Raw genomic sequence first — 20,595 nt, 5'->3', positions numbered from 1 at the left:
GCCGATGAGTGTGAACCCGAACGACGAGCAGCCGGAGACGGGCGGCGAGAAGCCGAAGGCGGCCGAGACGCCGGAGCCGCCGAAGGCATCCGCGACGCCGAAGGCGCCGGAGGCGGAAGCGCCGCGTGCGGCGGCGGAGCCGGCGGCCGGTACGGAGGACGGGGCGGCGCGGCCCGTGGAGGGTGGTGAGAGCGCTCCCGAGGACGCTCTGCCCTCCCCGGAGGCCGGGGCCGGTGCCGGGGGCGCCCAGGACGGGCGCCGGCGCCTGGCGGACGCCCTGTGGCCGCCGCGGGTGACGCGGGCCCAGCTGGTGGTGGCGCTGCTGCTGGCCTGTCTCGGTTTCGGTCTCGCCATCCAGGTCTCCTCGACCAGCGAGGGCAGTGCCCTGCGCGGTGCGCGGCAGGAGGACCTGGTACGGATCCTCGACGAGCTCGACGACCGGACCCAGCGGCTGGAGGACGAGAAGGCGCGGCTGGAGAAGCAGAAGTCGGAGCTGGTGACCAGCTCCGACCAGGCCGAGGAGGCCCGCCGGCAGACGCAGGAGAAGGAGCGGCAGCTCGGGATCCTGGCCGGCACGGTGGCCGCCGAGGGGCCGGGCATCACGCTGACGGTGACCGATCCGGTCGGCGCGGTCGAGTCGGACATGCTGCTCGACGCCATCCAGGAGCTGCGGGCGGCCGGCGCCGAGGCGATCCAGGTCGACGGGGTGCGGGTCGTCGCGGACAGCTATTTCACCGGGGGCGGTGATGACATGCGGATCGATGGAACGCAGGTGACCGCTCCGTACGTCTTCAAGGTCATCGGCAAGCCCGAGGATCTCGAGCCCGCGCTCAACATCCCCGGTGGAGTCGTGCAGACCCTCGAGAAGGAGCAGGCCACGGCCACGGTGGAGCGGTCGGCGAAGATCGTCGTCGACGCCTTGCGACCCGCGAAGCGGCCTGACTACGCTCGGTCGTCCTCCCAGTGAGAGAGGGGGCGAGGGGTCCCGCGACATGGGCTGGAGCGTTGCGGGGGGTCGGCGCACCACAACGGTGGTGCGTGGTGGAAACTGTCCGGAGGATGCGGACGTTGTGAAGGTGTCCGGGTCGGCAGGTGTGATGGATCTCGGTTCGTCCTGCCCCACGGGCGGGTCTGTTTCGGTCAAGGGGAATCGCCCGTGAAGTTGTTTGCGAAGTTGTTCGGCAAGAGCGCACGCGAGGACGGCGGCAACGCCAGGCACCGCGCGCCGCGCCATGCCCAGAGCGAGGAGCAGGGCGGCGAGCGCCCGCTCTTCCGTGACGAGGTCGGTGGCGACATTCCGGGCGCGCCGGGCGCGTCGTCTGTTGACCCCGCCGGTGCCGCGCGCATAGGTTTCGGTGAACCATCAACCTCAAGTACGGGTGGAGGGTTCAACCCCGATCCGTACGCGACCCAGACCTCCGCGGGGCAGCCGCGGCAGGAGGACGCGTCCATGCCGGTGTGTACGAGGTGCGGTCACCGCAATACGGCGGACAGCCGGTTCTGCTCCCACTGCGGCACGCCGCTGCGGGGCGGGATCGCCGCCGAGCGTCCTTCCGAGACGACGTCGACGATCTCGATCTCGGGCCTGGAGGCGTACGACGCCGAGACCACCGGCCAGATCGCGATGCCGGCGCTGTCCGCCGAGGCCCTCGCGGCCGTCGAGGCGCTGCCGCCGGGCTCCGCGCTCCTGGTGGTGCGCCGCGGTCCGAACTCGGGCAGCCGCTTCCTCCTGGACGGCGAGCTGACGACGGCCGGCCGGCACCCGCAGAGCGACATCTTCCTGGACGACTTCACGGTCTCCCGGCGGCACGTCGAGTTCCGCCGGCGCCAGGACGGCAGCTTCACCGTCGCCGACGTGGGCAGCCTCAACGGCACCTACCTCAACCGTGAGCCGATCGACTCCGACGTGGTGCTCAACAACGGCGACGAGGTGCAGATCGGCAAGTACCGGCTGGTCTTCTACGCGAGCCAGCGAGGCGTCTGACACGCCTGGCGGAGATCTTCAGGAAAGGCCCATGGTGCGAACACCGACGGGCGGTGCCGGCTCCGGCACCGCCACCGCGGGTGACCGGCTGGTGAGTATCGGCACCGTGCTGAACCAGCTGCGGGACGAGTTTCCCGAAGTGACGATCTCCAAGATCCGCTTCCTGGAGGCCGAGGGGCTCGTCGAGCCCCGGCGCACGGCCTCCGGGTACCGGAAGTTCAGTCCGCAGGACGTGGAGCGGCTCGCCGCCGTCCTGCGGATGCAGCGCGACCACTACCTTCCGCTGAAGGTCATCCGGGAGCACCTCGACGCCCTCGCCCGCGGCGAGCAGGTGCGGCTCCCGGCGCCCGGGCGGCGCCGTGACCTGCTGGACGGCCTGCTCGACGGCCCCGCGGACGAGGCGGCCGGGGAGCGGCCGGCCGTGATGCGGCTCGGGCGGGCCGAGCTGGTCGCCGCGGCCGGGGTCACCGAGGCCGAGCTGGCGGAGTGGGAGTCGTACGGCCTGATCGGCGAGAGCGAGGGCGGCGGCTACGACGCGGAGAGCGTGAACGTGGCGCGCATCGTCGCCGATCTGGGGCGGTTCGGGCTGGAACCCCGGCACCTGCGGGCCGTGAAGGCGTCGGCGGACCGGGAGGCCGGGCTGATCGAGCAGGTCGTGGCGCCGCTGCGCCGCCACCGCAACCCGCAGACCAGGGCGCATGCCGAGGAGACCGCCGCCGAGCTGGCGCAGCTGTCGGTGCGGCTGCACGCCGCGCTGGTGCAGACGGCGCTCGGGATCCGCCTCCAGTGACCTCCCCGGAGGGCTCCGCCGCCGGGTCGCGGGGGCGCTGAGCGGGGGCCCGACTATCCAAACCGGTCGGGCACGTCCTAGGGTTGCTGTGTGAACGAGCTCGACGTTGTGGGTGTCCGGGTGGAAATGCCCTCCAACCAGCCGATCGTGCTCCTGCGCGAGGTGGGAGGCGATCGGTACCTGCCCATCTGGATCGGACCCGGCGAGGCGACCGCGATCGCCTTCGCCCAGCAGGGCATGGCGCCGCCCAGGCCGCTGACGCACGACCTGTTCAAGGACGTGCTGGAGGCCGTGGGCCAGGAGCTCACCCAGGTCCGCATCACTGATCTGCGGGACGGGGTCTTCTACGCCGAGCTGGTCTTCGCCAGCGGTGTGGAAGTGAGCGCGCGGCCGTCCGACGCGATAGCCCTGGCCCTGCGGACCGGTTCGCCGATCTTCGGCAGCGACGGTGTCCTCGACGACGCCGGCATCGCGATCCCCGACGAGCAGGAGGACGAGGTGGAGAAGTTCCGCGAGTTCCTCGACCAGATCTCGCCCGAGGACTTCGGGAGCCAGTGACGGCCCCCGGGCTCCGGGAGCCGGTGGCGGGGGAGGACCCCTGGCGCCGGCCGGGCCGCGGTGGGAAGGGGCGTTCGAGCGGCGCCGTCGGCGCATTCGAGTAGCCTTTCCCCGGAGAGGGATGCGTGAAACCACTCTCCGGGTGATTATCACTCGGCGTGCCGAGTGTGGCGATCGTTGACGCACCCCTGGCGACTGCCTACCTTCGAGTGGGCAGGTCAAGGACGGAGGGTCGGCGTGATGAGCAGCGCGGACGGTACGGCAGGGAGCTCGCTCGGACGCGTGTCCGAGGAGAGCGCTCCGTATCCGCTTCACGGCAGTGTGGGCGACTTCGGCACGGAGACGGGCACCGGGGTGGCGGACGAGGCGATCGGCTACCGAGGCCCCACGGCCTGCGCGGCCGCCGGCATCACCTACCGCCAGCTGGACTACTGGGCGCGCACCGGGCTCGTCGAGCCGAGCGTGCGGCCCGCGTACGGCTCCGGCACGCAGCGGCTCTACAGCTTCCGGGACGTCGTCGTCCTGAAGATCGTCAAGCGTTTCCTCGACACGGGCGTCGCCCTCCAGAACATCCGGGCGGCCGTGCAGCACCTGCGCGCCCGCGGCTTCCGCGATCTGGAGCGCATGACGCTGATGAGCGACGGCGCGACGGTCTACGAGTGCTCCTCGCCCGACGAGGTCGTCTCGCTGCTCCAGGGCGGGCAGGGCGTCTTCGGCATCGCGGTGGGCGTCGTCTGGCGGGACGTCGAGTCGGCGCTCTCGCAGCTGCACGGGGAGCGGGTCGACACCGGCGAGACGCTGGTCCGGCACAACCCGCAGGACGAGCTGGCGCGGCGACGGCGCGACCGGGCCGTCTGAGGGTCCCTTCCGGCCGGTGCGGGCGGGCTCGCCCGTACCGGCGATTGTCAGTGGTGTGAGGCAGCATCGGAGTCGTGAGAGCCGCCCCCACGATCCTGCATCTGGACATGGACGCCTTCTTCGCCGCCGCCGAGCAGGCGTCGAAGCCGAGCCTGCGCGGCAAGCCCGTCGTCGTGGGCGGGCTCGGGCCGCGGGGCGTGGTCGCCACCGCCTCGTACGAGGCGCGGCGCTTCGGGGTGCACTCGGCGATGCCGATGGGGCAGGCGCGGCGGCTGGCGCCCAACGCCGCGTACCTGGTGCCGCGGTTCGCCTTCTACCGGGCGATCAGCGGCCAGGTCATGGAGCTGCTGGGGCGGCTGTCGCCGCTGGTGGAGCCGCTGAGCCTCGACGAGGCGTTCGTGGACCTGGAGGCCGGGGGGCTGGCGGACGACAGCGCGAGCGCCCGGGCGGTGGGGGAGCGGCTGCGGGCGGAGATCCTGGCGACGACCGGGCTGACCGGGTCCGTGGGGCTCGCCGGATCCAAGATGCTGGCCAAGATCGCCTCGGAGGAGGCGAAGCCGGACGGTCTGGTGCTCATCGAGCCGGGCACCGAGCGCGCGCTCCTCGCGCCCCGGTCGGTGCGGATCATCCCCGGCGTCGGGCCGGCAACCGGCGACCATCTGCGGCGGGCCGGGATCACGACGGTCGCCGACGTCGTGGAGGCCGGCGAGGACGAGCTCGTGAGGATCCTGGGGCGGTCGCACGGGGCCGGGCTGTACCGGATGGCGCTGGGGCACGACGACCGGCCGGTGGTGGCCGAGCGGGACGCCAAGTCGGTCTCCGTGGAGGACACCTTCGACGTCGACCTGCACGACCGGCTGCGGATCCGGCTGGAGGTGGAGCGGCTGGCGGAGCGGTGCGTGGCGCGGCTGCGGGGCTCGGGGCACTCGGGGCGGACCATCGTGCTGAAGGTGCGCCGGTATGACTTCTCGACGCTGACCCGGTCCGAGACGCTGCGGGGGCCGACGGACGACCCGCTGGTGGTGCGGGAGGCCGCCGAGCGGCTGCTGGAGCTCGTGGACACGACCGGCGGGGTGCGGCTGCTCGGGGTCGGGGTGAGCGGGCTCGCCGACTACACGCAGGAGGACCTGTTCGCCCAGGCCGAGGCCTCGGAGGAGGCCGCGGGGAGCGGCGCGGCGGAGCCGGTGGCGGATGCCGTGCCGTCCGTGGTGCCCGCCGCGCCGCCGACCGCCACCGAGACCGCGGTACGGCGCTGGGCGCCGGGTCACGACGTGCGGCACGCGGTGCTCGGCGCCGGCTGGGTGCAGGGGAGCGGGCTCGGGCGGGTCACCGTCCGCTTCGAGGAGCCCGGCGGCACGGCTCCGGGACGGGTGCGCACCTTCTCGGTGGACGATCCCGACCTGGAGCCGGCCGATCCGCTGCCGCTGGTGCCGGGCGGGGTGACGGGGGCGGAGCGGGCCGCCCCGGTCGTCCGCCCGGGTGAGTGAGCGCGCGCTAGGCGGCGTCGTCCTGGCCCGCGAGGCGGCCGAAGTCCGGGATGTGCTCCGGCGGGGGCGGCAGCGTCAGCTCGTAGTGGCGGTAGAGCTGGAGTTCCTGCTCGGGGGAGAGGTGCCGGCCCACGCCGAAGTCCGGGGCGTCCTTGATGAGGGAGCGGTCGAAGGGGATGTGGAGGCCGTCGTCGGCCAGCTCGCTCGGCTCCAGCGGGACGAAGGCGTCCCGGCTGAACAGGCCCGTGCGGACGGCCGCCCACTCGGGGACGCCGGTCGCGTCGTCCAGGTACACCTCGTCCACGGTTCCGATCTTGTGTCCGTTCCGGTCGAACGCCTTGCGGCCGATCAGGCTGCGCGGATCGATGTCGGTCTGCACGGTCCCTCCAACTGGTCGCAACTGCACTACACCCCTACGAAAGTGCACATCTGCGATGTCGGCCACTTGAGCGATGACAGCGACAACGGCGCTGGTAGGCTGGCTGTGGCTGTCGACACCGTGCGGGAGAGTCCTCCGGAGAAGGTTTCCGGGGGCGCCGAAGGAGCAAATCCTCCCCGGAATCTCTCAGGCACCCGGTACCGCGCGGGCGAGGTCACTCTGGAAAGCAGGGCGGGAGTCCGACGGCCCCCGCTCTCACCGACGGTGAAAGCCGGCGTGCCCCGCGCGTGCCGGTGAAGCTCTCAGGTTGAGATGACAGAGGGGGAGGCCGTCCGGGCACCCGCGCCGAGGTGCCCCTCGCAGGTCGTGACGACCAGGAGGCCCCCGCATCATGACCGCCAACCGCACTCCGCTCTCCGAGCTCGAACAGGGAATCCCCTTCGAGCAGCGGCACATCGGACCCGACGCCGAGGCGCGGGCCAAGATGCTCGCCCAGGTCGGGTACGGCTCGCTCGACGAGCTGACGGCCGCCGCGGTGCCGGACGTCATCAAGAACGCCGAGGCGCTGGACCTGCCCGGCGCCCGCACCGAGGCCGAGGTCCTCGCCGAGCTGCGCGCCCTCGCCGGCCGCAACCAGGTCCTCGCCCCGATGATCGGCCTCGGCTACTACGGCACCTTCACGCCGCCGGTCATCCTCCGCAACGTCATGGAGAACCCGGCCTGGTACACGGCGTACACGCCCTACCAGCCGGAGATCTCGCAGGGCCGCCTGGAGGCGCTGCTCAACTTCCAGACGATGGTCGCCGACCTGACCGGTCTGCCGACCTCCGGCGCCTCCCTCCTCGACGAGGGCACCGCCGCCGCCGAGGCCATGTCGCTCGCCCGCCGGGTCGGCAAGGTCAAGAACGGCGTCTTCCTCGTCGACGCCGACGCCCTCCCGCAGACGATCGCCGTCATCCAGACCCGCGCCGAGCCGACCGGTGTCGAGGTCGTCGTCGCCGACCTCTCCGACGGCATCCCGGCCGAGATCGCCGAGCGCGGCGTCTTCGGCGTGCTCCTCCAGTACCCGGGCGCCTCCGGCGCGGTCCGCGACATCAAGCCGCTGATCGACGCCGCCCACGAGCTCGGCGCGATCGTGACCGTCGCCGCCGACCTGCTCGCGCTCACCCTGCTCGAATCGCCGGGCTCGCTCGGCGCGGACATCGCCGTCGGCACCACCCAGCGCTTCGGCGTCCCGATGGGCTTCGGCGGCCCGCACGCCGGCTACATGGCCGTCCAGGACAAGCACGCCCGCTCGCTGCCCGGCCGCCTGGTCGGCGTCTCCGTCGACGCCGACGGCAACAAGGCCTACCGCCTCGCCCTGCAGACCCGCGAGCAGCACATCCGCCGCGAGAAGGCCACCAGCAACATCTGCACCGCCCAGGTGCTCCTCGCCGTCATGGCCGGCATGTACGCCGTCTACCACGGCCCGGACGGCCTGAAGCAGATCGCGCAGCGCACCCACCGGTACGCCGCGATCCTCGCCGCCGGCCTGACCGCCGGGGGCGTCGAGCTCACCCAGGGCGCCTTCTTCGACACGATCACCGCCCGGGTGCCCGGCCGCGCCGACGCCGTCGTCGCCGCCGCCCGCGAGGCCGGCGTCAACCTGTACCCGGTCGACGCCGACCACGTCTCCGTCTCCTGCGACGAGACCACCGGCCGCGAGCAGCTCGCCGCCGTCTGGGGCGCCTTCGGCGTCACCGGCGACGTCGAGGCCCTGGACGCCGCCACCGAGGACGCCCTCCCGGCCGCGCAGCTGCGCTCCGACGCGTACCTCACCCACCCGGTCTTCCACGCGCACCGCTCCGAGACCGCCATGCTGCGCTACCTGCGCCGCCTCGCGGACCGCGACTACGCGCTCGACCGCGGCATGATCCCGCTCGGCTCCTGCACCATGAAGCTGAACGCGACCACCGAGATGGAGCCGGTGACCTGGCCCGAGTTCGGCCAGATCCACCCCTTCGCGCCGATCGACCAGGCCCAGGGCTACGTCACGCTCATCACCGAGCTGGAGGAGCGCCTGGCCGAGGTCACCGGCTACGACAAGGTCTCGATCCAGCCGAACGCCGGTTCGCAGGGCGAGCTGGCCGGTCTCCTCGCGGTCCGCGCCTACCACCGCGCCAACGGCGACGAGCAGCGCACCGTCTGCCTCATCCCGTCCTCCGCGCACGGCACCAACGCCGCCTCCGCCGTGATGGCCGGCATGAAGGTCGTCGTCGTGAAGACCGCCGAGGACGGCGAGGTCGACGTCGAGGACCTGCGCGCCAAGATCGCGCAGCACCGCGACGAGCTCGCCGTGCTCATGATCACGTACCCGTCGACGCACGGCGTCTTCGAGGAGCACGTCGCCGACATCTGCGCCGAGGTCCACGAGGCCGGCGGCCAGGTGTACGTCGACGGCGCCAACCTCAACGCGCTGGTCGGCCTCGCCAAGCCGGGCCACTTCGGCGGCGACGTCTCGCACCTCAACCTGCACAAGACCTTCTGCATCCCGCACGGCGGCGGCGGCCCCGGCGTCGGCCCGGTCGGCGTCCGCGCCCACCTCGCCCCGTACCTGCCGAACCACCCGCTCCAGCCCACCGCGGGCCCGGAGACCGGCGTCGGCCCGATCTCGGCCGCCCCGTGGGGCTCCGCCGGCATCCTGCCCATCTCCTGGACGTACGTCCGCCTGATGGGCGGCGAGGGCCTGAAGCGCGCCACCCAGGTCGCCGTCCTCGCGGCGAACTACATCGCCAAGCGCCTGGAGCCGCACTACCCGGTGCTCTACACCGGCCCCGCCGGGCTCGTCGCGCACGAGTGCATCGTCGACCTGCGTCCGCTGACCAAGGCGACCGGCGTCACCGTCGACGACATCGCCAAGCGCCTGATCGACTACGGCTTCCACGCGCCGACCATGTCCTTCCCGGTCGCCGGCACGCTGATGATCGAGCCGACCGAGTCCGAGGACCTGGCCGAGCTGGACCGCTTCTGCGACACGATGATCGCGATCCGCGCCGAGATCGAGAAGGTCGGCTCCGGCGAGTGGCCCGCCGAGGACAACCCGCTGCGCAACGCCCCGCACACCGCGGCCGCGCTGGGCGGCGAGTGGGCCCACGCCTACGACCGTGACGTGGCGGTCTTCCCCGCCGGCGTCTCGGCCGCCGACAAGTACTGGCCGCCGGTCCGCCGCATCGACGGCGCCTTCGGCGACCGGAACCTGGTCTGCTCCTGCCCGCCGCTGGACGAGTACGACCACTGACCGCGGGCATGACAGAGGGCCGGTCCGGAGTCTCCTCCGGGCCGGCCCTCCGGCTGTGCCCGCGCGGTCGCTCAGGCCGCCGTCGTCACCCGGCCCGTCGTCAGCGGCCGGTGCGGAGCGATGATCTGCCCGTCCGGCAGCAGTTCGCCGGTGTCCTCGAAGAGCAGGACGCCGTTGCACAGCAGGCTCCACCCCTGCTCCGGATGGCAGGCCACCGGGCGGGCGGCCTCACGGTCGGCGGAGTCGGCGGTGGGACAGGCAGGCTGGTGCTGGCACATGGGTGGGTTCTTTCGCTGCGTCGTGGTGGTTTTCCTGCGGCTCTGCGCGCTCATGGCCGCCCCCGTCGGTCGGTTCGGTTCCGGTCCCAGTCTTGCCGCACGGACGCCCTTCCGCAGGTATTTCGCGTCAGCTCGTCCGCTCCTGGGAAGACGCATCACCCGCAGGGGCGGTTCAGGTCAACACCCCCGCCAATTCGGGTGGTTCGGGGTGGCCCGAGCGGGCTAGTCCGTACGGGCGGGGTGTTCGGCGCGGGCGTTCGGACGCGGGTTCCGGACAGCAGTGCGCCCCGTGACCCGAGGGGGTCACGGGGCGGTGCGCGCGGAGCGGATCAGGCGGGCGCCGCGGAGCCGAGCAGCGGCGGCGGCGCGAGTCGCGTACTGAGCACGGGCAGCAGATCGGCCACCCGGTAGGGGCGGTGGGGGGCGATGCCGGGCGGTGCCGGGGCGAGCGGCACCAGGACGTCGGCGGAGGCCGTCTCCGGCTCCGGGTCGTCCGGGTCCGGCTCGGCGTGCAGCCACAGCGTCAGCATGTACAGCTCCGGCACCGACAGCAGGCGCGGCTGGTACGTGCCCGGCAGCGCCTCCGCCTGGACCAGGGCCCGCTCCGTGGCGGCGACGTACGGCCCCTCGAAGAAGTGCGAGAAGGACCAGCCGTCCGGGGTGAGCATGGTGTCCGCGGCCGCGATCGCCCGGTCCCCGCTCCGGATCAGGAAACGCCACCCGACGAGCCGGGTGCCGGGCGCCTGTTCCGGCGCTCCGGAGATCCGCAGCACGTGGACGGGCAGCGGGAGTTCGGGACTCAGTGGTCCGGTCGCGGCCCGCAGGGCCGGGGTGCGGGCCTCGCGTACGGCCGTGGGCGAGCCGAGTGCCGCGAGGACACTGCGGAGGGCCGGCGCGGGGGCCGGGGAGGGTCGGAGCATCGTGTGGGTCGCCTCTCGCTCAGGAGACACGGGGATACGGGTTCGCGCTGCGGGGTGGGCTTCGACGGCGCTGTCGGCGGCGGGTGCGGAGCGGGGGGCCACGGGTCATGGCCGGCGCCGGCGCTCTGCCTCGTCCGCGGAGTTTATACGACGCGTGTTCAGAGATTGTTTCCGCTAGACGCCACCGATATTCCTGACAAGGCGTCATCAGGTCGTATGCGGAGGGTCGCGGCGCGGAATCGGAGCGAAGACAGGATCTCCGCCCTCACATTCCCCGGCAAGCCGGACGTCAGAATTCCGAGAGCCCGACCGAGCGGCTCGGCGGACCGATATGACAGTGGTATATGTCGTCGGCCGGTCCGAAGGCGGAGAGGCGCGTGGCGACAGGTGCGTACCAGACTATCCGTGGAGCGGCCGGAAAAGCAGGCGTTGTCGATCAGTGGCGTGGGCATCATCGTCCGTACGCGCGGCCCGCCCGGGGCCGCCCGCGCGGGAGGGACGCCTCGATGGGGGAGAAGGTCGCGACGGACGGGTTCGGCCCGGCCGACCGACAGCGCTACCGGCGCAAGCTCCAGCAGTGTCTGGCGGGGCTCGCCCGGCTCCTCGCGGAGCAGCGGTTCGACCGCCCGCGCAACCTCATGGGCGTCGAGATCGAACTCAATCTCGCCGGCTCCGACGGACTCCCGAGGATGCTCAACGACGCCGTCCTCGAAAAGATCGCGAGCACCGATTTCCAGACCGAACTCGGAATGTTCAATCTGGAAGTCAACATCGCCCCGCGCAGGCTCGGCGGCCACGTTTTCGACCGGCTCGCGGAAGAGCTCAGAACCGGACTGGGATATGCCGACCGCAAGGCGGCCGAAGTCGACGCCGGGGTCGTCATGATCGGCATTCTGCCGACCCTCTCCCAGCGCGAGCTCGTCTTCGAGAACCTTTCCTCGGCCGATCGCTACGCCCTGCTGAACGACCAGATCCTGACTGCCCGGGGGGAGCAGATCACCCTCGACATCCAGGGCGTCGAGCGGCTCCGGCACAGCTCGGAGTCGATCATCGCGGAGGCCGCCTGCACCTCGGTCCAGCTGCACCTCCAGGTCACCCCGGCCCGCTTCGCCTCCGTCTGGAACGCCGCCCAGGCCGTCGCCGGCGTGCAGATAGCCCTCGGCGCCAACTCGCCCTTCGTCTTCGGCCGCGAGGTGTGGCGCGAGTCCCGCCCGCCGCTCTTCACCCAGGCCACCGACACCCGTCCGCCCGAACTCCAGTCCCAGGGGGTCCGGCCGCGCACCTGGTTCGGCGAGCGGTGGGTGGACTCGGTGTACGACCTCTTCGAGGAGAACGTGCGCTACTTCCCCTCGCTGCTGCCGCTCTGCGACGAGGAGGACCCGCTGCGCGTCCTCGACGAGGGCGGGGTGCCGCAGCTCAAGGAGCTGGTCCTGCACAACGGCACCGTCTACCGCTGGAACCGGCCGGTCTACGGCTGGGTCGACGGCGTCCCGCACCTGCGGGTGGAGAACCGGGTGCTGCCCGCCGGCCCCACCGTCACCGACGTCCTCGCCAACGCCGCCTTCTACTACGGGCTCGTCCGCTCCCTCGCCGACGACCCGCGCCCGCTGTGGAAGCGGATGGCCTTCGAGGACGCCGAGGCCAACTTCGACACCGCCTGCCGGTACGGCATCGAGGCGGAGCTGCGCTGGCCCCGGCCGGGCCGCGCGGGCGGGATCGCCACCCAGCCCGCCGTGCGCCTCGTCCTCGACGAGCTGCTGCCGCTGGCCGCGGCGGGACTTGACGCCTGGCACATCGACCCCGCGGACCGCGACTTCTACCTGGGCGTGATCGAGCAGCGGTGCCGGCGCCGGGTGAACGGCGCGTCCTGGCAGGCCGACACCTTCCACCGGGCCCTGGAGTCCGGTCTCGACCGGGAGGCGGCGCTGGCGGCGACGACCCGGCGGTACCGGGAGCTGATGCTGGAGGGGGAGCCGGTGCACACCTGGCCGGTGGGTGCCGAGGGGGCGTGAGCGGAGGTCGGGGGCGGCCCTGGATGGCGCTCCGCCCGTGCCGTCGCGCATGATCGTCGTACGGGGGCCGAGGCGGGCCCCCGGCGGTCGCGACGGGAACGGGAGACGGGTCTGGTGTCGGAACAACGGGTCGTGGACGCGGCCCCGCCCCCGGGCGGTCTCTCGCGGCGGATGCTGCGCTCCGAGACGCTCATCGTGCTCGCGCTCTCGCTCGGGGCGAGCGCGGTCTCCTCGCTGATCAGCTTCATCGGCTCGCTGACCCGGCCCGGCTCGCTCAAGGAGCAGGCCGCCGGCCTCAACGGGTCGTACGTCCCCGGACGCCCCTGGCTCGACCTCGCCTGGCAGCTCTTCGGGATCGCCACCGCGCTGGTGCCGGTGGTGCTCGTGGCGCACCTGCTGCTGCGGGAGGGGTCCGGGCTGCGGGACATCGGCTTCGACCGGACCCGGCCGTGGTCGGACCTGGGGCGCGGGGCACTGCTGGCGGCCGGCATCGGCAGCGCCGGCCTCGCCTTCTACCTGGCGTCGCGGGCCTCGGGCTTCAACCTGACGGTGGTGCCCGAGTCGCTGCCCGACGTGTGGTGGAAGTACCCCGTCCTGATCCTGTCGGCGATCCAGAACTCCGTCCTGGAGGAGGTCATCGTCGTCGGCTATCTGCTGCGCCGGCTGGGGCAGTTGGGCTGGTCGCCGACGGCCGCGCTGCTGGCGAGCTCGGTGCTGCGGGGGTCGTACCACCTCTACCAGGGCATCGGCGGCTTCGTCGGCAACATGGTGATGGGCGTGGTCTTCGTGCTGCTCTACCGGCGGTGGGGGCGGGTGGGGCCGCTGGTGGCCGCCCACGCGCTGCTCGACATCGTGGCCTTCGTGGGCTACGGGCTGCTCGCGGGGAAAGTGGGCTGGCTGCCGACCGTGTGAGCGGAGGACGACCGGAGGGGGCGTACGGCATGGGTGCCGTACGCCCCCTCCGCCGTACCGGTGCGGCGTGCGTCGGGTCCGGTCGTACCGGTGCGGTGCGGCGCGGGCCGGGTCCGGTCGTACCGGCGTGGCGTGTGCCGGGGGTTCAGGCGTGCAGTTCGCCCTCGATGACCGTCACCGCGTGGCCGGTCAGCAGGGTGCGGTCGCCGCGCAGGCGGGTGCGGACCAGGCCGGTACGGGCTCCGCCCTGGAAGCCGGTGAGCTCGTCCCGGCCGAGGCGGGCGGACCAGTACGGCGCGAGCGCGGTGTGGGCGCTGCCGGTGACCGGGTCCTCGGCGATGCCGACGGCGGGGAAGAAGCCGCGGGAGACGAAGTGGTAGCCGTTCGCCGGGTCGGCGGCGAGCGCGGTCGCGATCACGCCGCGCGACGAGTGCGCCACGAGGGCGGCGAGGTCGGGGGCGAGACCGCGGACGGCGGCCTCGTCGCGCAGCTCGACCACGAGGTCGCCGATGTGGTCCGGGGTGTCGTGGACGGCCACGATCTCGGCGCCGAGCGCCGCCGCCAGGCCCGCCGGGACCGGCGCCGGGGTGAGCGAGGCGGTCGGGAAGTCCATGGTGATCGAGCCGTCCGCCTCGGCCACGGCGCCGAGCACGCCCGAGCGGGTGGCGAAGCGGACCGGGCCGGCCGTCGCGCCGGTGCTGTGCAGGACGTGGGCGGTGGCCAGGGTGGCGTGGCCGCACATGTCGACCTCGGTGGTGGGGGTGAACCAGCGCAGCGCCCATTCGGCCTCGCCGCCCGGCGGCAGCGGATGCGCGAAGGCGGTCTCGGAGAGGTTGACCTCGGCGGCGACCTTCTGGAGCCAGGTGTCGTCCGGGAAGGAGTCGAGGAGGAGGACCCCGGCGGGGTTGCCGGAGAAGGGGCGGTCGGTGAAGGCGTCGACGATTCGGATGCGCATGACCGGGACCGTACCGGCGGGGTGAGAGGGCGGGCCAAGGCCAATCCGGGACGGCTGGACCGGGATGGCCGCCGCGGACGGTCGGTGGGTTGCTCGTCGAACACTTCCGATATATCGTTGAAGCATCGCGACAGTTCAACGATGGAATCTCACGGAAGGAGCGTTGCGATGCGTTCACATGGACACGACCACGGACACGAGTTCGGTCACGGCCCCGGCCGCGGGCACTGCGGGCCCGGACCGCGGGGCGAATTCGAGGGACGGCGTGCCGCCTTCGGGCCCTTCGGACCCGGTTTCGGCGGCGGGCCCGGCTTCGGCGGCGGCCCCTTCGGGCGCGGTCGCGGCGGCGGCCGGGGGAGGGCGCGGCGCGGTGACGTGCGCGCCTCGATCCTGGCGCTGCTCAAGGACCGCCCGATGCACGGCTACGAGATGATCCAGGAGATCGGCGAGCGCAGCGGCGGGGCCTGGAAGCCCAGCCCCGGCTCGGTCTACCCGACCCTCCAGATGCTGGAGGACGAGGGGCTGATCGTCAGCGCGAGCGAGGGCGGCAAGAAGCTCTTCTCGCTCACCGACTCCGGGCGCGAGGAGGCCGAGGCCGGTGCCGAGGCCCCCTGGGAGGAGGCCGGCCGCGGTGTCGACCGGGAGGCGATGAACGAGGTCCGGCAGGCCGGTTTCGGTCTGATGGAGGCGTTCGGGCAGGTCTGGAAGACCGGCAGCGCCGAGCAGCGGCAGAAGGCCGTCGGGGTCATCAACGAGGCCCGGAAGAAGCTGTACCTCATCCTCGCCGACGAGCACTGAGCGGTGGCGGGACGACGGAGGGCCCCTCGGCGGCACGCGCCGCCGAGGGGCCCTTCCCGTCGGCGTGCGCTCAGGCGACCAGGCCGGAGAGCTTGCGCAGCGACTCGTTCAGCGCCGCCGTCGCCGAGTCCTTCAGCTTGCCGGCCATCAGCGAGACCGCCGCGCCGGTGAACTCGCCGTCGATGCGGACCGTCGTCGCCCCTCCCTCGTCGGCGAGCGAGTAGCGGGTGCCGACGATCACGCCCATCGGGCCCTTGCCGCGGATGGCGAGCGTCCGGCCGTCCTCCAGCTCCTCGACGGTCCACAGGACCTCGGCCGGGAAGCCCATGAGCTTCATGTTCTCGGTGAAGGTGGACCCGGTCGCCAGGGTCTCCGGGCCGCCCTGCGGAAAGCTGGTGTGGGTGGCGTTCCACTCCCCGTACGAACCGAAGTCGGTGAGGCGTTCCCACACCTTTCCGGCCGGTGCCTCGATCCGTGCCTCCGCGCTGACTTCGGCCATGACGACCACCCCTTCACGCGTGCCCGCTGGGTTCTGGTGTCGCGGAACGTAGCCGGAGGGGCGTGAACATTCAATACTGATGAACCGTCAGTTCTGCGGCGGCCGGCCCGGTACCGCCGATCCACCAGATCTCGGCCGCGTCGAAGGCGTCCGAGACGCGCGGCCCGCCGTCGTCCTCGTGCCGGTGGAACGCGGCCCAGAAGAGATCGCCCGGCAGCGCCTCCCGGGGTGCGTACACCCGGTAGACGAACTGCCGGCCGTCACGCGCGGCCAGACCCACCATCCAGAACACATGGGAAAGACGTCCGGCGGCGGCACATGGTTGCCTTCCGGGCGCGAGGCAAGGCGGCGCGCGCCCCGTACGGGAAATCGCCCGGATCTCCTCCCCGAGGAGGAGGAGTCGCGCGCATGTGCACGACTCCGGTGGGACGCGGACATGGTTCTCCCGTGTGATGACCCGCGCGGGCGCGACTGGTGAGGTGGGAGGGTGCACCCTCCCGTCCCGTCGCGCCCCACCCCGCCCCCGGCCGCCGCCGCGCACGCGCCGCTCCTCGCCACCGTGCTCGGGGCCGCCCGCCGCCGGGCCCTGCGGGACGGCGACCGTCAGGTGGACACCGCCCATCTCCTGCACGCCCTCGTCGAGTCCGACCCCGAGACCCGCGCCGCCTTCGACGGCGAACACCGGGTGGCGCGGGTCCTCGGCTACCTCGTCCAGCGTTCGATCGGATACGGGCTCCGCTGGCAGCGGTCCGGCGAGGGCGGCGGCGCCCCGCTGCCGCTGCCCGCCGCCCGGGCCGGGGAGGGCGCGCGCCGCCCTACCGCCCGCTGGTCCCCGGCGGCCGCGGCCGCCCTGGAGGAGGCGCTGCGGCGCGCCGCCGCCCGCGGCGAGGAGCAGCCGACCGGGCTCGACCTGCTGGCCGGACTGGCCGCCGACCCCGGCAGCCGGGCCGGCGAGGTGCTGCGGCACGCCGGGATCGACCCGCCCGCGCTCGGCGCCCGGGCCGTCGCGCTCGCCTCCCGCCGCGCGCCGGACGTCGCCGCCCTCCCCGACCGGGACGGGCTGTCCCCCGGGTCCCTCCCGGGGGACGCGGAGCACTGAGTTCCGGCCCGGCGGCCGGCTTCCCGGGCCCGCCGTCTCAACAGGTGCGACAGGGGTTACACGCCTGACCTGGTCCTGTCATGATGGCCCGATGCACGCGTCTCAGGGGAGAAGCGCCGGCCTGGGACTCGCCCTGGCCTCGGCCTTCGCATTCGGTGGTTCGGGAGTGGCGGCCAAGCCGCTGATCGAGGCGGGCCTCGATCCGCTCCACGTCGTCTGGCTCCGGGTCGCCGGCGCCGCGCTCGTCATGCTGCCCGTGGCCTGGCGCCACCGGGACCTGCTGCGCCGCAAGCCCGGCCTGCTCGTGGGCTTCGGTCTGCTCGCCGTCGCCGGCGTGCAGGCCTTCTACTTCGCCTCGATCTCCCGGATCCCGGTCGGCGTCGCCCTCCTCATCGAGTACCTCGCCCCGGCGCTGGTCCTCGGCTGGGTCCGCTTCGTCCAGCGGCGGCCGGTCACCCGTGCCGCCGCGCTGGGCGTGGTGCTCGCCGTCGGCGGTCTCGCCTGCGTCGTCCAGGTCTGGTCGGGCCTCGGCTTCGACCTCCTCGGGCTGCTCCTCGCGCTCGCCGCCGCCTGCTGCCAGGTCGGCTACTTCGTCCTCTCCGACCAGGGCGCCGACGAGGCCGAACCGGCCGATCCGCTCGGTGTGATCGCGTACGGGCTGCTCATCGGCGCGCTGGTGCTCACCGTCGTCGCCCGCCCGTGGGGCATGGACACCGGCGTCCTGGCCGGGCGGGCCGACCTCGACGGGACCTCCGTGCCCGCCTGGCTGCTGCTCGGCTGGATCGTCCTGATCGCCACCGTCCTCGCGTACGTCACCGGAGTGGTCTCGGTGCGCCGGCTCTCGCCGCAGGTCGCCGGTGTCGTCGCCTGCCTGGAGGCGGTCGTCGCGACCGTGCTCGCCTGGGTGCTGCTCGGCGAGCACCTGGAGGCCCCGCAGCTGGCCGGCGGCGCGCTCGTCCTCGTCGGCGCCTTCATCGCCCAGTCCACCGCGCCGAAGCCGCCGTCGGAGGGGCCGGTCGCCGGGTCGGACGGTCCGGACGGCGCCGAGGACACCGGGCGCGAGGGCGAGTTGTCGGGCCGCCGGACCACCCCGTAGGGTGCCGGTCATGCCTTCGACCGTGCTTCCGCCGCCCGCCGACTAGCGCGCGCGGCACCTTCTCCGAGGACGACGACCGGGCTCGGGCGGGCGATCACGCCCCCGAGCGGTCCGTCGCCGCCCGCGCGCGGAGCGAGCGACCACCCTTCATCCGGTCCGTCCGCACGGACCGTCCTCACGGAGCATCCACGTGTCGAACACGCAGTCCTTCCCTGTCGCGGAGTCCTCTGCCGCGGACTCCGCCCGTCCCGTCGGGCGGAGCCTGGTCTACCTCGTCGTCGCCGGCATCGCCTGGGGCACCGCCGGCGCGGCCGGCTCCCTCGTCTTCCGGAACAGCGACATGGGCCCGCTGGCCCTCTCCTTCTGGCGCTGCGCCGGCGGCCTCCTGCTGCTGCTCGCCGTGCCGGCGCTGCGGTCGCTGCGGGGCGGGCGGTCCCGTGCCTCCGCCGTCGCCCCCGCCGCCGAGTCCCGCCGGATCCGGCTGATCCGGATCGGCGGCACCGGGCTCGGGCTCGCGGTCTTCCAGACCGCCTACTTCGCCGCCGTCGAGGCCACCGGGCTCGCTGTCGGCACCGTCGTCACCCTCGGCGCGGGGCCCGTGCTCATCGCGGTCGGCGCCCGCGTCACCATGGGCGAGCGTCTCGGCCTCGGCGGCCTCGCCGCCGTCACCGGCGCGCTCGCCGGGCTGGCCGTCCTCGTCCTGGGCGGCGGGGGAGCCGAGGTCCGGCTCGCGGGCGTGGGTTACGCGGTGCTCTCGGCCGCCGGGTTCGCCGCGCTCACCCTGCTCACCCGGTGGCTCGGCCGCACCGGCGGCGGCGCGGCCGGCTCGCTCGCGAGCACCGCGTGGACCTTCGGCGTCTCGGCGGTCGTCGTGCTGCCCCTGGCGGTCGTCGAGGGGCTGCTGCCGCACACCGAGGACGTCGTCCGGCTGCTGCTCCTGCTGCTGTACGTGGCGGCGATCCCGACGGCCCTCGCCTACGCCCTGTACTTCGCCGGGGCGGCGGTCGTGCGGGCCGCCACCGTCTCCGTGATCATGCTCCTGGAGCCGGTCAGCGCCGCGCTTCTCGCCGTCACCCTGCTCGGCGAGGAGCTGACGGTCACGACCGTGCTCGGCACGGTCCTGCTGCTCGCGGCCGTCACCGGGCTGGCCCTCGCGGAGGCGCGGACGGCGGCCGGGCGGCGCAGGGGAGTGGAGCCCGCGGCCGCGTGAACCGGGAGGGCGCGGACCCGGCGCGCAGCCCGCGGCCGCGCAGCCCGGAGGGCCCGGGCCGTGGGGCGGCGTCAGGCTTCGGCGGCCAGGCGGCGGAGCTGGTGGGTCCGGGCGGCGAGGTCGCCCGGACCGGCCCGCTCGGCCAGCCGGTCCGCGATCCGGGCCCGCACCTCGGCCGGCTTGTTGCCCGCGTACTTGAACTTCGCCCGGACCTCCGTCACCTCCAGGCTCAGCCCCCGGAGGCCGGAGAGCAGCCGCCCGAACGGCGCTTCGCCGGCGGCGACGGGAGCGGTTCCGCCCTCCGGCTGGAAGTGGGCGACCTGGCGGTTCAGCAGCTCGGCCTTCTCGGCCGGATCGTCCACCACGCGCGCGGTGCAGCGCAGTTGCACCGCCGCGTAGTACGACGTGGGCGTGCCGTGCTCGGTCGGCGCGCCCACCGGCGCCGTCCACGGGCCGGGCGCGTACACGTAGTCGTCGACCACGCTGAGCACCACCCGCGGATCGGCCTCCAGGGCATGCCACAGGGGGTTCGGGCGGGCGAGGTGGAGGAGGACGCGGCCGTACGGGCCGGGCTCCGCCTCGTACCGGAAGTGCGTCGGCTGCACCCAGGGCGGGTCGCCGGGCAGGCCGTTGACGGCGAGCTGGCCGAAGTCGTGGCGGGCGAGCCAGTCGCGCCACTCGGTGTCGTCCGCGGCGGCGTCCCAGGGGTGGATGAGCATGCCGGTCCCCCTCAGAGCGCGGTCAGGTAGGCGGGCAGGGCGATCGCCGGGTCCAGGTCCGCCGACGGGACCGGGGTGCCGGCGCGCGGGGCGACCGGGACCACTCCGGCCCAGTGCGGCAGCGGCAGGTCCTCGGCGTCGTCGTTCGGCCCCCCGGAGCGGACCTTCGCCGACACCTCCTCAAGGTCGAGGCGGATGACGGCGGTGGCGGCCAGCTCCTTGGCGCTCGCGGGCCGCGCGTCGGCGGAGCGGCCGGGGACGACCTGGTCGACGAGGGCGTCGAGGGCGGTGCGCAGCTCCTCGGGGTCGGTGACCTGGTGGGCGGTGCCGTGGACGACGACCGAGCGGTAGTTGAGCGAGTGGTGGAAGGCCGAGCGGGCCAGGACCAGGCCGTCGACGTGGGTGACCGTGAGGCAGACCGGCAGGCCGGGGGCCTCGGCCGGGTCGCCGGAGGCGGAGCCGGTACCGGTGCTGGTGCCGGGCGCGGCGGGGCGCGCGGCGGCCATGCGGAGCGGGCGGGAGCCGGTGGAGCCGTGGACGTACAGCCGCTCGCCGATCCGGCCGTAGAGGGTGGGGAGCACGACGGGCGCCCCGTCGCGTATGAAGCCGAGGTGGCAGACGTAGCCCTCGTCGAGGATCGCGTGGACGAGTGCCCGGTCGTAGGAGGCGCGCTGCCGGGACCGCGTGGGGACGGTCCGGCCGGTGGGGGTGTAGTCCGCGAGGCGTGCGGGGGCGATGGGCGTGGTGCTCATGGTGAGTCCCTT

21 protein-coding genes and 2 riboswitches are annotated in these 20,595 nt (G+C 73.6%); of the genes, 13 read left to right on the top strand and 8 right to left on the bottom strand.

Annotated elements, in window-relative coordinates:
- Positions 1-4 precede the first annotated feature (4 nt).
- The 6 genes from ABFY03_RS06885 to ABFY03_RS06860 all read left to right on the top strand — a co-directional run bounded on the left by ABFY03_RS06885 (position 5) and on the right by ABFY03_RS06860 (position 5,677).
- Positions 5-967 carry a DUF881 domain-containing protein gene (locus tag ABFY03_RS06885; protein WP_346169485.1) on the top strand — a complete coding sequence of 321 codons (963 nt, stop codon included), beginning with the start codon at positions 5-7 and terminating at the stop codon, positions 965-967.
- Between the two features lie 81 nt (positions 968-1,048).
- On the top strand, positions 1,049-1,984 hold the full coding sequence (locus tag ABFY03_RS06880; protein ID WP_319007889.1) for a double zinc ribbon and FHA domain-containing protein: 936 nt from the start codon (positions 1,049-1,051) through the stop codon (positions 1,982-1,984).
- Positions 1,985-2,015: 31 nt separating this feature from the next.
- Positions 2,016-2,774 (top strand): transcriptional regulator FtsR, encoded by a 759-nt coding sequence (ftsR, locus tag ABFY03_RS06875; protein ID WP_346169484.1) that lies wholly within the window; start codon positions 2,016-2,018, stop codon positions 2,772-2,774.
- 90 nt (positions 2,775-2,864) lie between these two features.
- Positions 2,865-3,332 carry a bifunctional nuclease family protein gene (locus ABFY03_RS06870; RefSeq protein WP_030492457.1) on the top strand — a complete coding sequence of 156 codons (468 nt, stop codon included), beginning with the start codon at positions 2,865-2,867 and terminating at the stop codon, positions 3,330-3,332.
- A gap of 240 nt (positions 3,333-3,572) precedes the next feature.
- Positions 3,573-4,190 (top strand): MerR family transcriptional regulator, encoded by a 618-nt coding sequence (locus ABFY03_RS06865; protein ID WP_319007777.1) that lies wholly within the window; start codon positions 3,573-3,575, stop codon positions 4,188-4,190.
- A gap of 74 nt (positions 4,191-4,264) precedes the next feature.
- Positions 4,265-5,677, top strand: a complete 1,413-nt coding sequence (locus ABFY03_RS06860) for a DNA polymerase IV (protein ID WP_346169483.1) — start codon at positions 4,265-4,267, stop codon at positions 5,675-5,677.
- A 7-nt stretch (positions 5,678-5,684) separates the two neighbouring features.
- Here the strand turns inward: ABFY03_RS06860 and ABFY03_RS06855 are convergent, their stop codons facing one another.
- The gene (locus tag ABFY03_RS06855; RefSeq protein ID WP_319007779.1) at positions 5,685-6,056 is read right to left on the bottom strand and encodes a PRC-barrel domain-containing protein; all 372 of its coding nucleotides are present in this window, start codon (positions 6,054-6,056) and stop codon (positions 5,685-5,687) included.
- 113 nt (positions 6,057-6,169) lie between these two features.
- Positions 6,170-6,269: riboswitch (glycine riboswitch) on the top strand.
- Positions 6,270-6,385: riboswitch (glycine riboswitch) on the top strand.
- A gap of 62 nt (positions 6,386-6,447) precedes the next feature.
- Between ABFY03_RS06855 and gcvP the strand changes: the two genes are divergently transcribed.
- The gene (gene gcvP / locus ABFY03_RS06850; protein WP_346169482.1) at positions 6,448-9,333 is read left to right on the top strand and encodes an aminomethyl-transferring glycine dehydrogenase; all 2,886 of its coding nucleotides are present in this window, start codon (positions 6,448-6,450) and stop codon (positions 9,331-9,333) included.
- A 71-nt stretch (positions 9,334-9,404) separates the two neighbouring features.
- On the opposite strand, the gene ABFY03_RS06845 is transcribed toward gcvP, so the two are convergent.
- Together ABFY03_RS06845 and ABFY03_RS06840 are read right to left on the bottom strand one after the other, a co-directional pair.
- The gene (locus tag ABFY03_RS06845; RefSeq protein WP_030492452.1) at positions 9,405-9,611 is read right to left on the bottom strand and encodes a DUF5999 family protein; all 207 of its coding nucleotides are present in this window, start codon (positions 9,609-9,611) and stop codon (positions 9,405-9,407) included.
- Positions 9,612-9,940: 329 nt separating this feature from the next.
- Entirely contained in the window at positions 9,941-10,531 is a 591-nt protein-coding gene (locus ABFY03_RS06840; protein ID WP_319007781.1) for a hypothetical protein, read from the bottom strand.
- Positions 10,532-11,037: 506 nt separating this feature from the next.
- Here ABFY03_RS06840 and ABFY03_RS06835 point away from each other — a divergent pair.
- On the top strand, positions 11,038-12,543 hold the full coding sequence (locus ABFY03_RS06835) for a glutamate-cysteine ligase family protein (protein ID WP_346169481.1): 1,506 nt from the start codon (positions 11,038-11,040) through the stop codon (positions 12,541-12,543).
- A gap of 171 nt (positions 12,544-12,714) precedes the next feature.
- Positions 12,715-13,455: a CPBP family intramembrane glutamic endopeptidase gene (locus ABFY03_RS06830; RefSeq protein ID WP_319007890.1), complete on the top strand. Its 741-nt coding sequence runs from the start codon at positions 12,715-12,717 to the stop codon at positions 13,453-13,455.
- A 145-nt stretch (positions 13,456-13,600) separates the two neighbouring features.
- Here the strand turns inward: ABFY03_RS06830 and ABFY03_RS06825 are convergent, their stop codons facing one another.
- On the bottom strand, positions 13,601-14,410 hold the full coding sequence (locus ABFY03_RS06825) for a PhzF family phenazine biosynthesis protein (protein WP_346169480.1): 810 nt from the start codon (positions 14,408-14,410) through the stop codon (positions 13,601-13,603).
- A gap of 168 nt (positions 14,411-14,578) precedes the next feature.
- Here ABFY03_RS06825 and ABFY03_RS06820 point away from each other — a divergent pair, with 168 nt between their 5' ends.
- Positions 14,579-15,208 carry a PadR family transcriptional regulator gene (locus tag ABFY03_RS06820; RefSeq protein ID WP_319007784.1) on the top strand — a complete coding sequence of 210 codons (630 nt, stop codon included), beginning with the start codon at positions 14,579-14,581 and terminating at the stop codon, positions 15,206-15,208.
- A gap of 70 nt (positions 15,209-15,278) precedes the next feature.
- Here ABFY03_RS06820 and ABFY03_RS06815 read toward each other — a convergent pair whose 3' ends face one another.
- Positions 15,279-15,707 carry a type II toxin-antitoxin system Rv0910 family toxin gene (locus tag ABFY03_RS06815; protein WP_319007785.1) on the bottom strand — a complete coding sequence of 143 codons (429 nt, stop codon included), beginning with the start codon at positions 15,705-15,707 and terminating at the stop codon, positions 15,279-15,281.
- A 70-nt stretch (positions 15,708-15,777) separates the two neighbouring features.
- On the bottom strand, positions 15,778-15,999 hold the full coding sequence (locus tag ABFY03_RS06810) for a hypothetical protein (protein ID WP_319007786.1): 222 nt from the start codon (positions 15,997-15,999) through the stop codon (positions 15,778-15,780).
- Between the two features lie 195 nt (positions 16,000-16,194).
- Between ABFY03_RS06810 and ABFY03_RS06805 the strand changes: the two genes are divergently transcribed.
- The 3 genes from ABFY03_RS06805 to ABFY03_RS06795 all read left to right on the top strand — a co-directional run bounded on the left by ABFY03_RS06805 (position 16,195) and on the right by ABFY03_RS06795 (position 19,112).
- Complete coding sequence (locus ABFY03_RS06805) at positions 16,195-16,806, top strand: Clp protease N-terminal domain-containing protein (RefSeq protein WP_386723560.1); 612 nt, start codon at positions 16,195-16,197, stop codon at positions 16,804-16,806.
- A gap of 91 nt (positions 16,807-16,897) precedes the next feature.
- Complete coding sequence (locus ABFY03_RS06800) at positions 16,898-17,902, top strand: EamA family transporter (RefSeq protein WP_319007788.1); 1,005 nt, start codon at positions 16,898-16,900, stop codon at positions 17,900-17,902.
- A 190-nt stretch (positions 17,903-18,092) separates the two neighbouring features.
- Entirely contained in the window at positions 18,093-19,112 is a 1,020-nt protein-coding gene (locus ABFY03_RS06795; RefSeq protein WP_346169479.1) for a DMT family transporter, read from the top strand.
- Positions 19,113-19,183: 71 nt separating this feature from the next.
- Here the strand turns inward: ABFY03_RS06795 and ABFY03_RS06790 are convergent, their stop codons facing one another.
- Together ABFY03_RS06790 and ABFY03_RS06785 are read right to left on the bottom strand one after the other, a co-directional pair.
- Complete coding sequence (locus ABFY03_RS06790) at positions 19,184-19,831, bottom strand: FMN-binding negative transcriptional regulator (RefSeq protein WP_346169478.1); 648 nt, start codon at positions 19,829-19,831, stop codon at positions 19,184-19,186.
- 11 nt (positions 19,832-19,842) lie between these two features.
- Complete coding sequence (locus tag ABFY03_RS06785; protein ID WP_346169477.1) at positions 19,843-20,583, bottom strand: pyridoxamine 5'-phosphate oxidase family protein; 741 nt, start codon at positions 20,581-20,583, stop codon at positions 19,843-19,845.
- Positions 20,584-20,595: the final 12 nt, after the last annotated feature.

The sequence above is a fragment of the Streptomyces roseofulvus genome, assembly GCF_039534915.1.
Lineage (GTDB): Bacteria > Actinomycetota > Actinomycetes > Streptomycetales > Streptomycetaceae > Streptomyces > Streptomyces roseofulvus.
Note: the sequence above shows the minus strand (reverse complement) of the source record. Positions and strands in the feature narration are given on the sequence as shown.

Bases quoted from the DNA above. Each gene is read 5' to 3' on its own strand.
- ABFY03_RS06885 (WP_346169485.1), top strand. From the start codon at position 5: ATGAGTGTGAACCCGAACGACGAGCAGCCGGAGACGGGCGGCGAGAAG.
- ftsR (WP_346169484.1), top strand. From the start codon at position 2,016: ATGGTGCGAACACCGACGGGCGGTGCCGGCTCCGGCACCGCCACCGCG.
- ABFY03_RS06865 (WP_319007777.1), top strand. From the start codon at position 3,573: ATGAGCAGCGCGGACGGTACGGCAGGGAGCTCGCTCGGACGCGTGTCC.
- gcvP (WP_346169482.1), top strand. From the start codon at position 6,448: ATGACCGCCAACCGCACTCCGCTCTCCGAGCTCGAACAGGGAATCCCC.
- ABFY03_RS06845 (WP_030492452.1), bottom strand. From the start codon at position 9,611: ATGTGCCAGCACCAGCCTGCCTGTCCCACCGCCGACTCCGCCGACCGT.
- ABFY03_RS06840 (WP_319007781.1), bottom strand. From the start codon at position 10,531: ATGCTCCGACCCTCCCCGGCCCCCGCGCCGGCCCTCCGCAGTGTCCTC.
- ABFY03_RS06835 (WP_346169481.1), top strand. From the start codon at position 11,038: ATGGGGGAGAAGGTCGCGACGGACGGGTTCGGCCCGGCCGACCGACAG.
- ABFY03_RS06830 (WP_319007890.1), top strand. From the start codon at position 12,715: ATGCTGCGCTCCGAGACGCTCATCGTGCTCGCGCTCTCGCTCGGGGCG.
- ABFY03_RS06825 (WP_346169480.1), bottom strand. From the start codon at position 14,410: ATGCGCATCCGAATCGTCGACGCCTTCACCGACCGCCCCTTCTCCGGC.
- ABFY03_RS06820 (WP_319007784.1), top strand. From the start codon at position 14,579: ATGCGTTCACATGGACACGACCACGGACACGAGTTCGGTCACGGCCCC.
- ABFY03_RS06815 (WP_319007785.1), bottom strand. From the start codon at position 15,707: ATGGCCGAAGTCAGCGCGGAGGCACGGATCGAGGCACCGGCCGGAAAG.
- ABFY03_RS06800 (WP_319007788.1), top strand. From the start codon at position 16,898: ATGCACGCGTCTCAGGGGAGAAGCGCCGGCCTGGGACTCGCCCTGGCC.
- ABFY03_RS06790 (WP_346169478.1), bottom strand. From the start codon at position 19,831: ATGCTCATCCACCCCTGGGACGCCGCCGCGGACGACACCGAGTGGCGC.
- ABFY03_RS06785 (WP_346169477.1), bottom strand. From the start codon at position 20,583: ATGAGCACCACGCCCATCGCCCCCGCACGCCTCGCGGACTACACCCCC.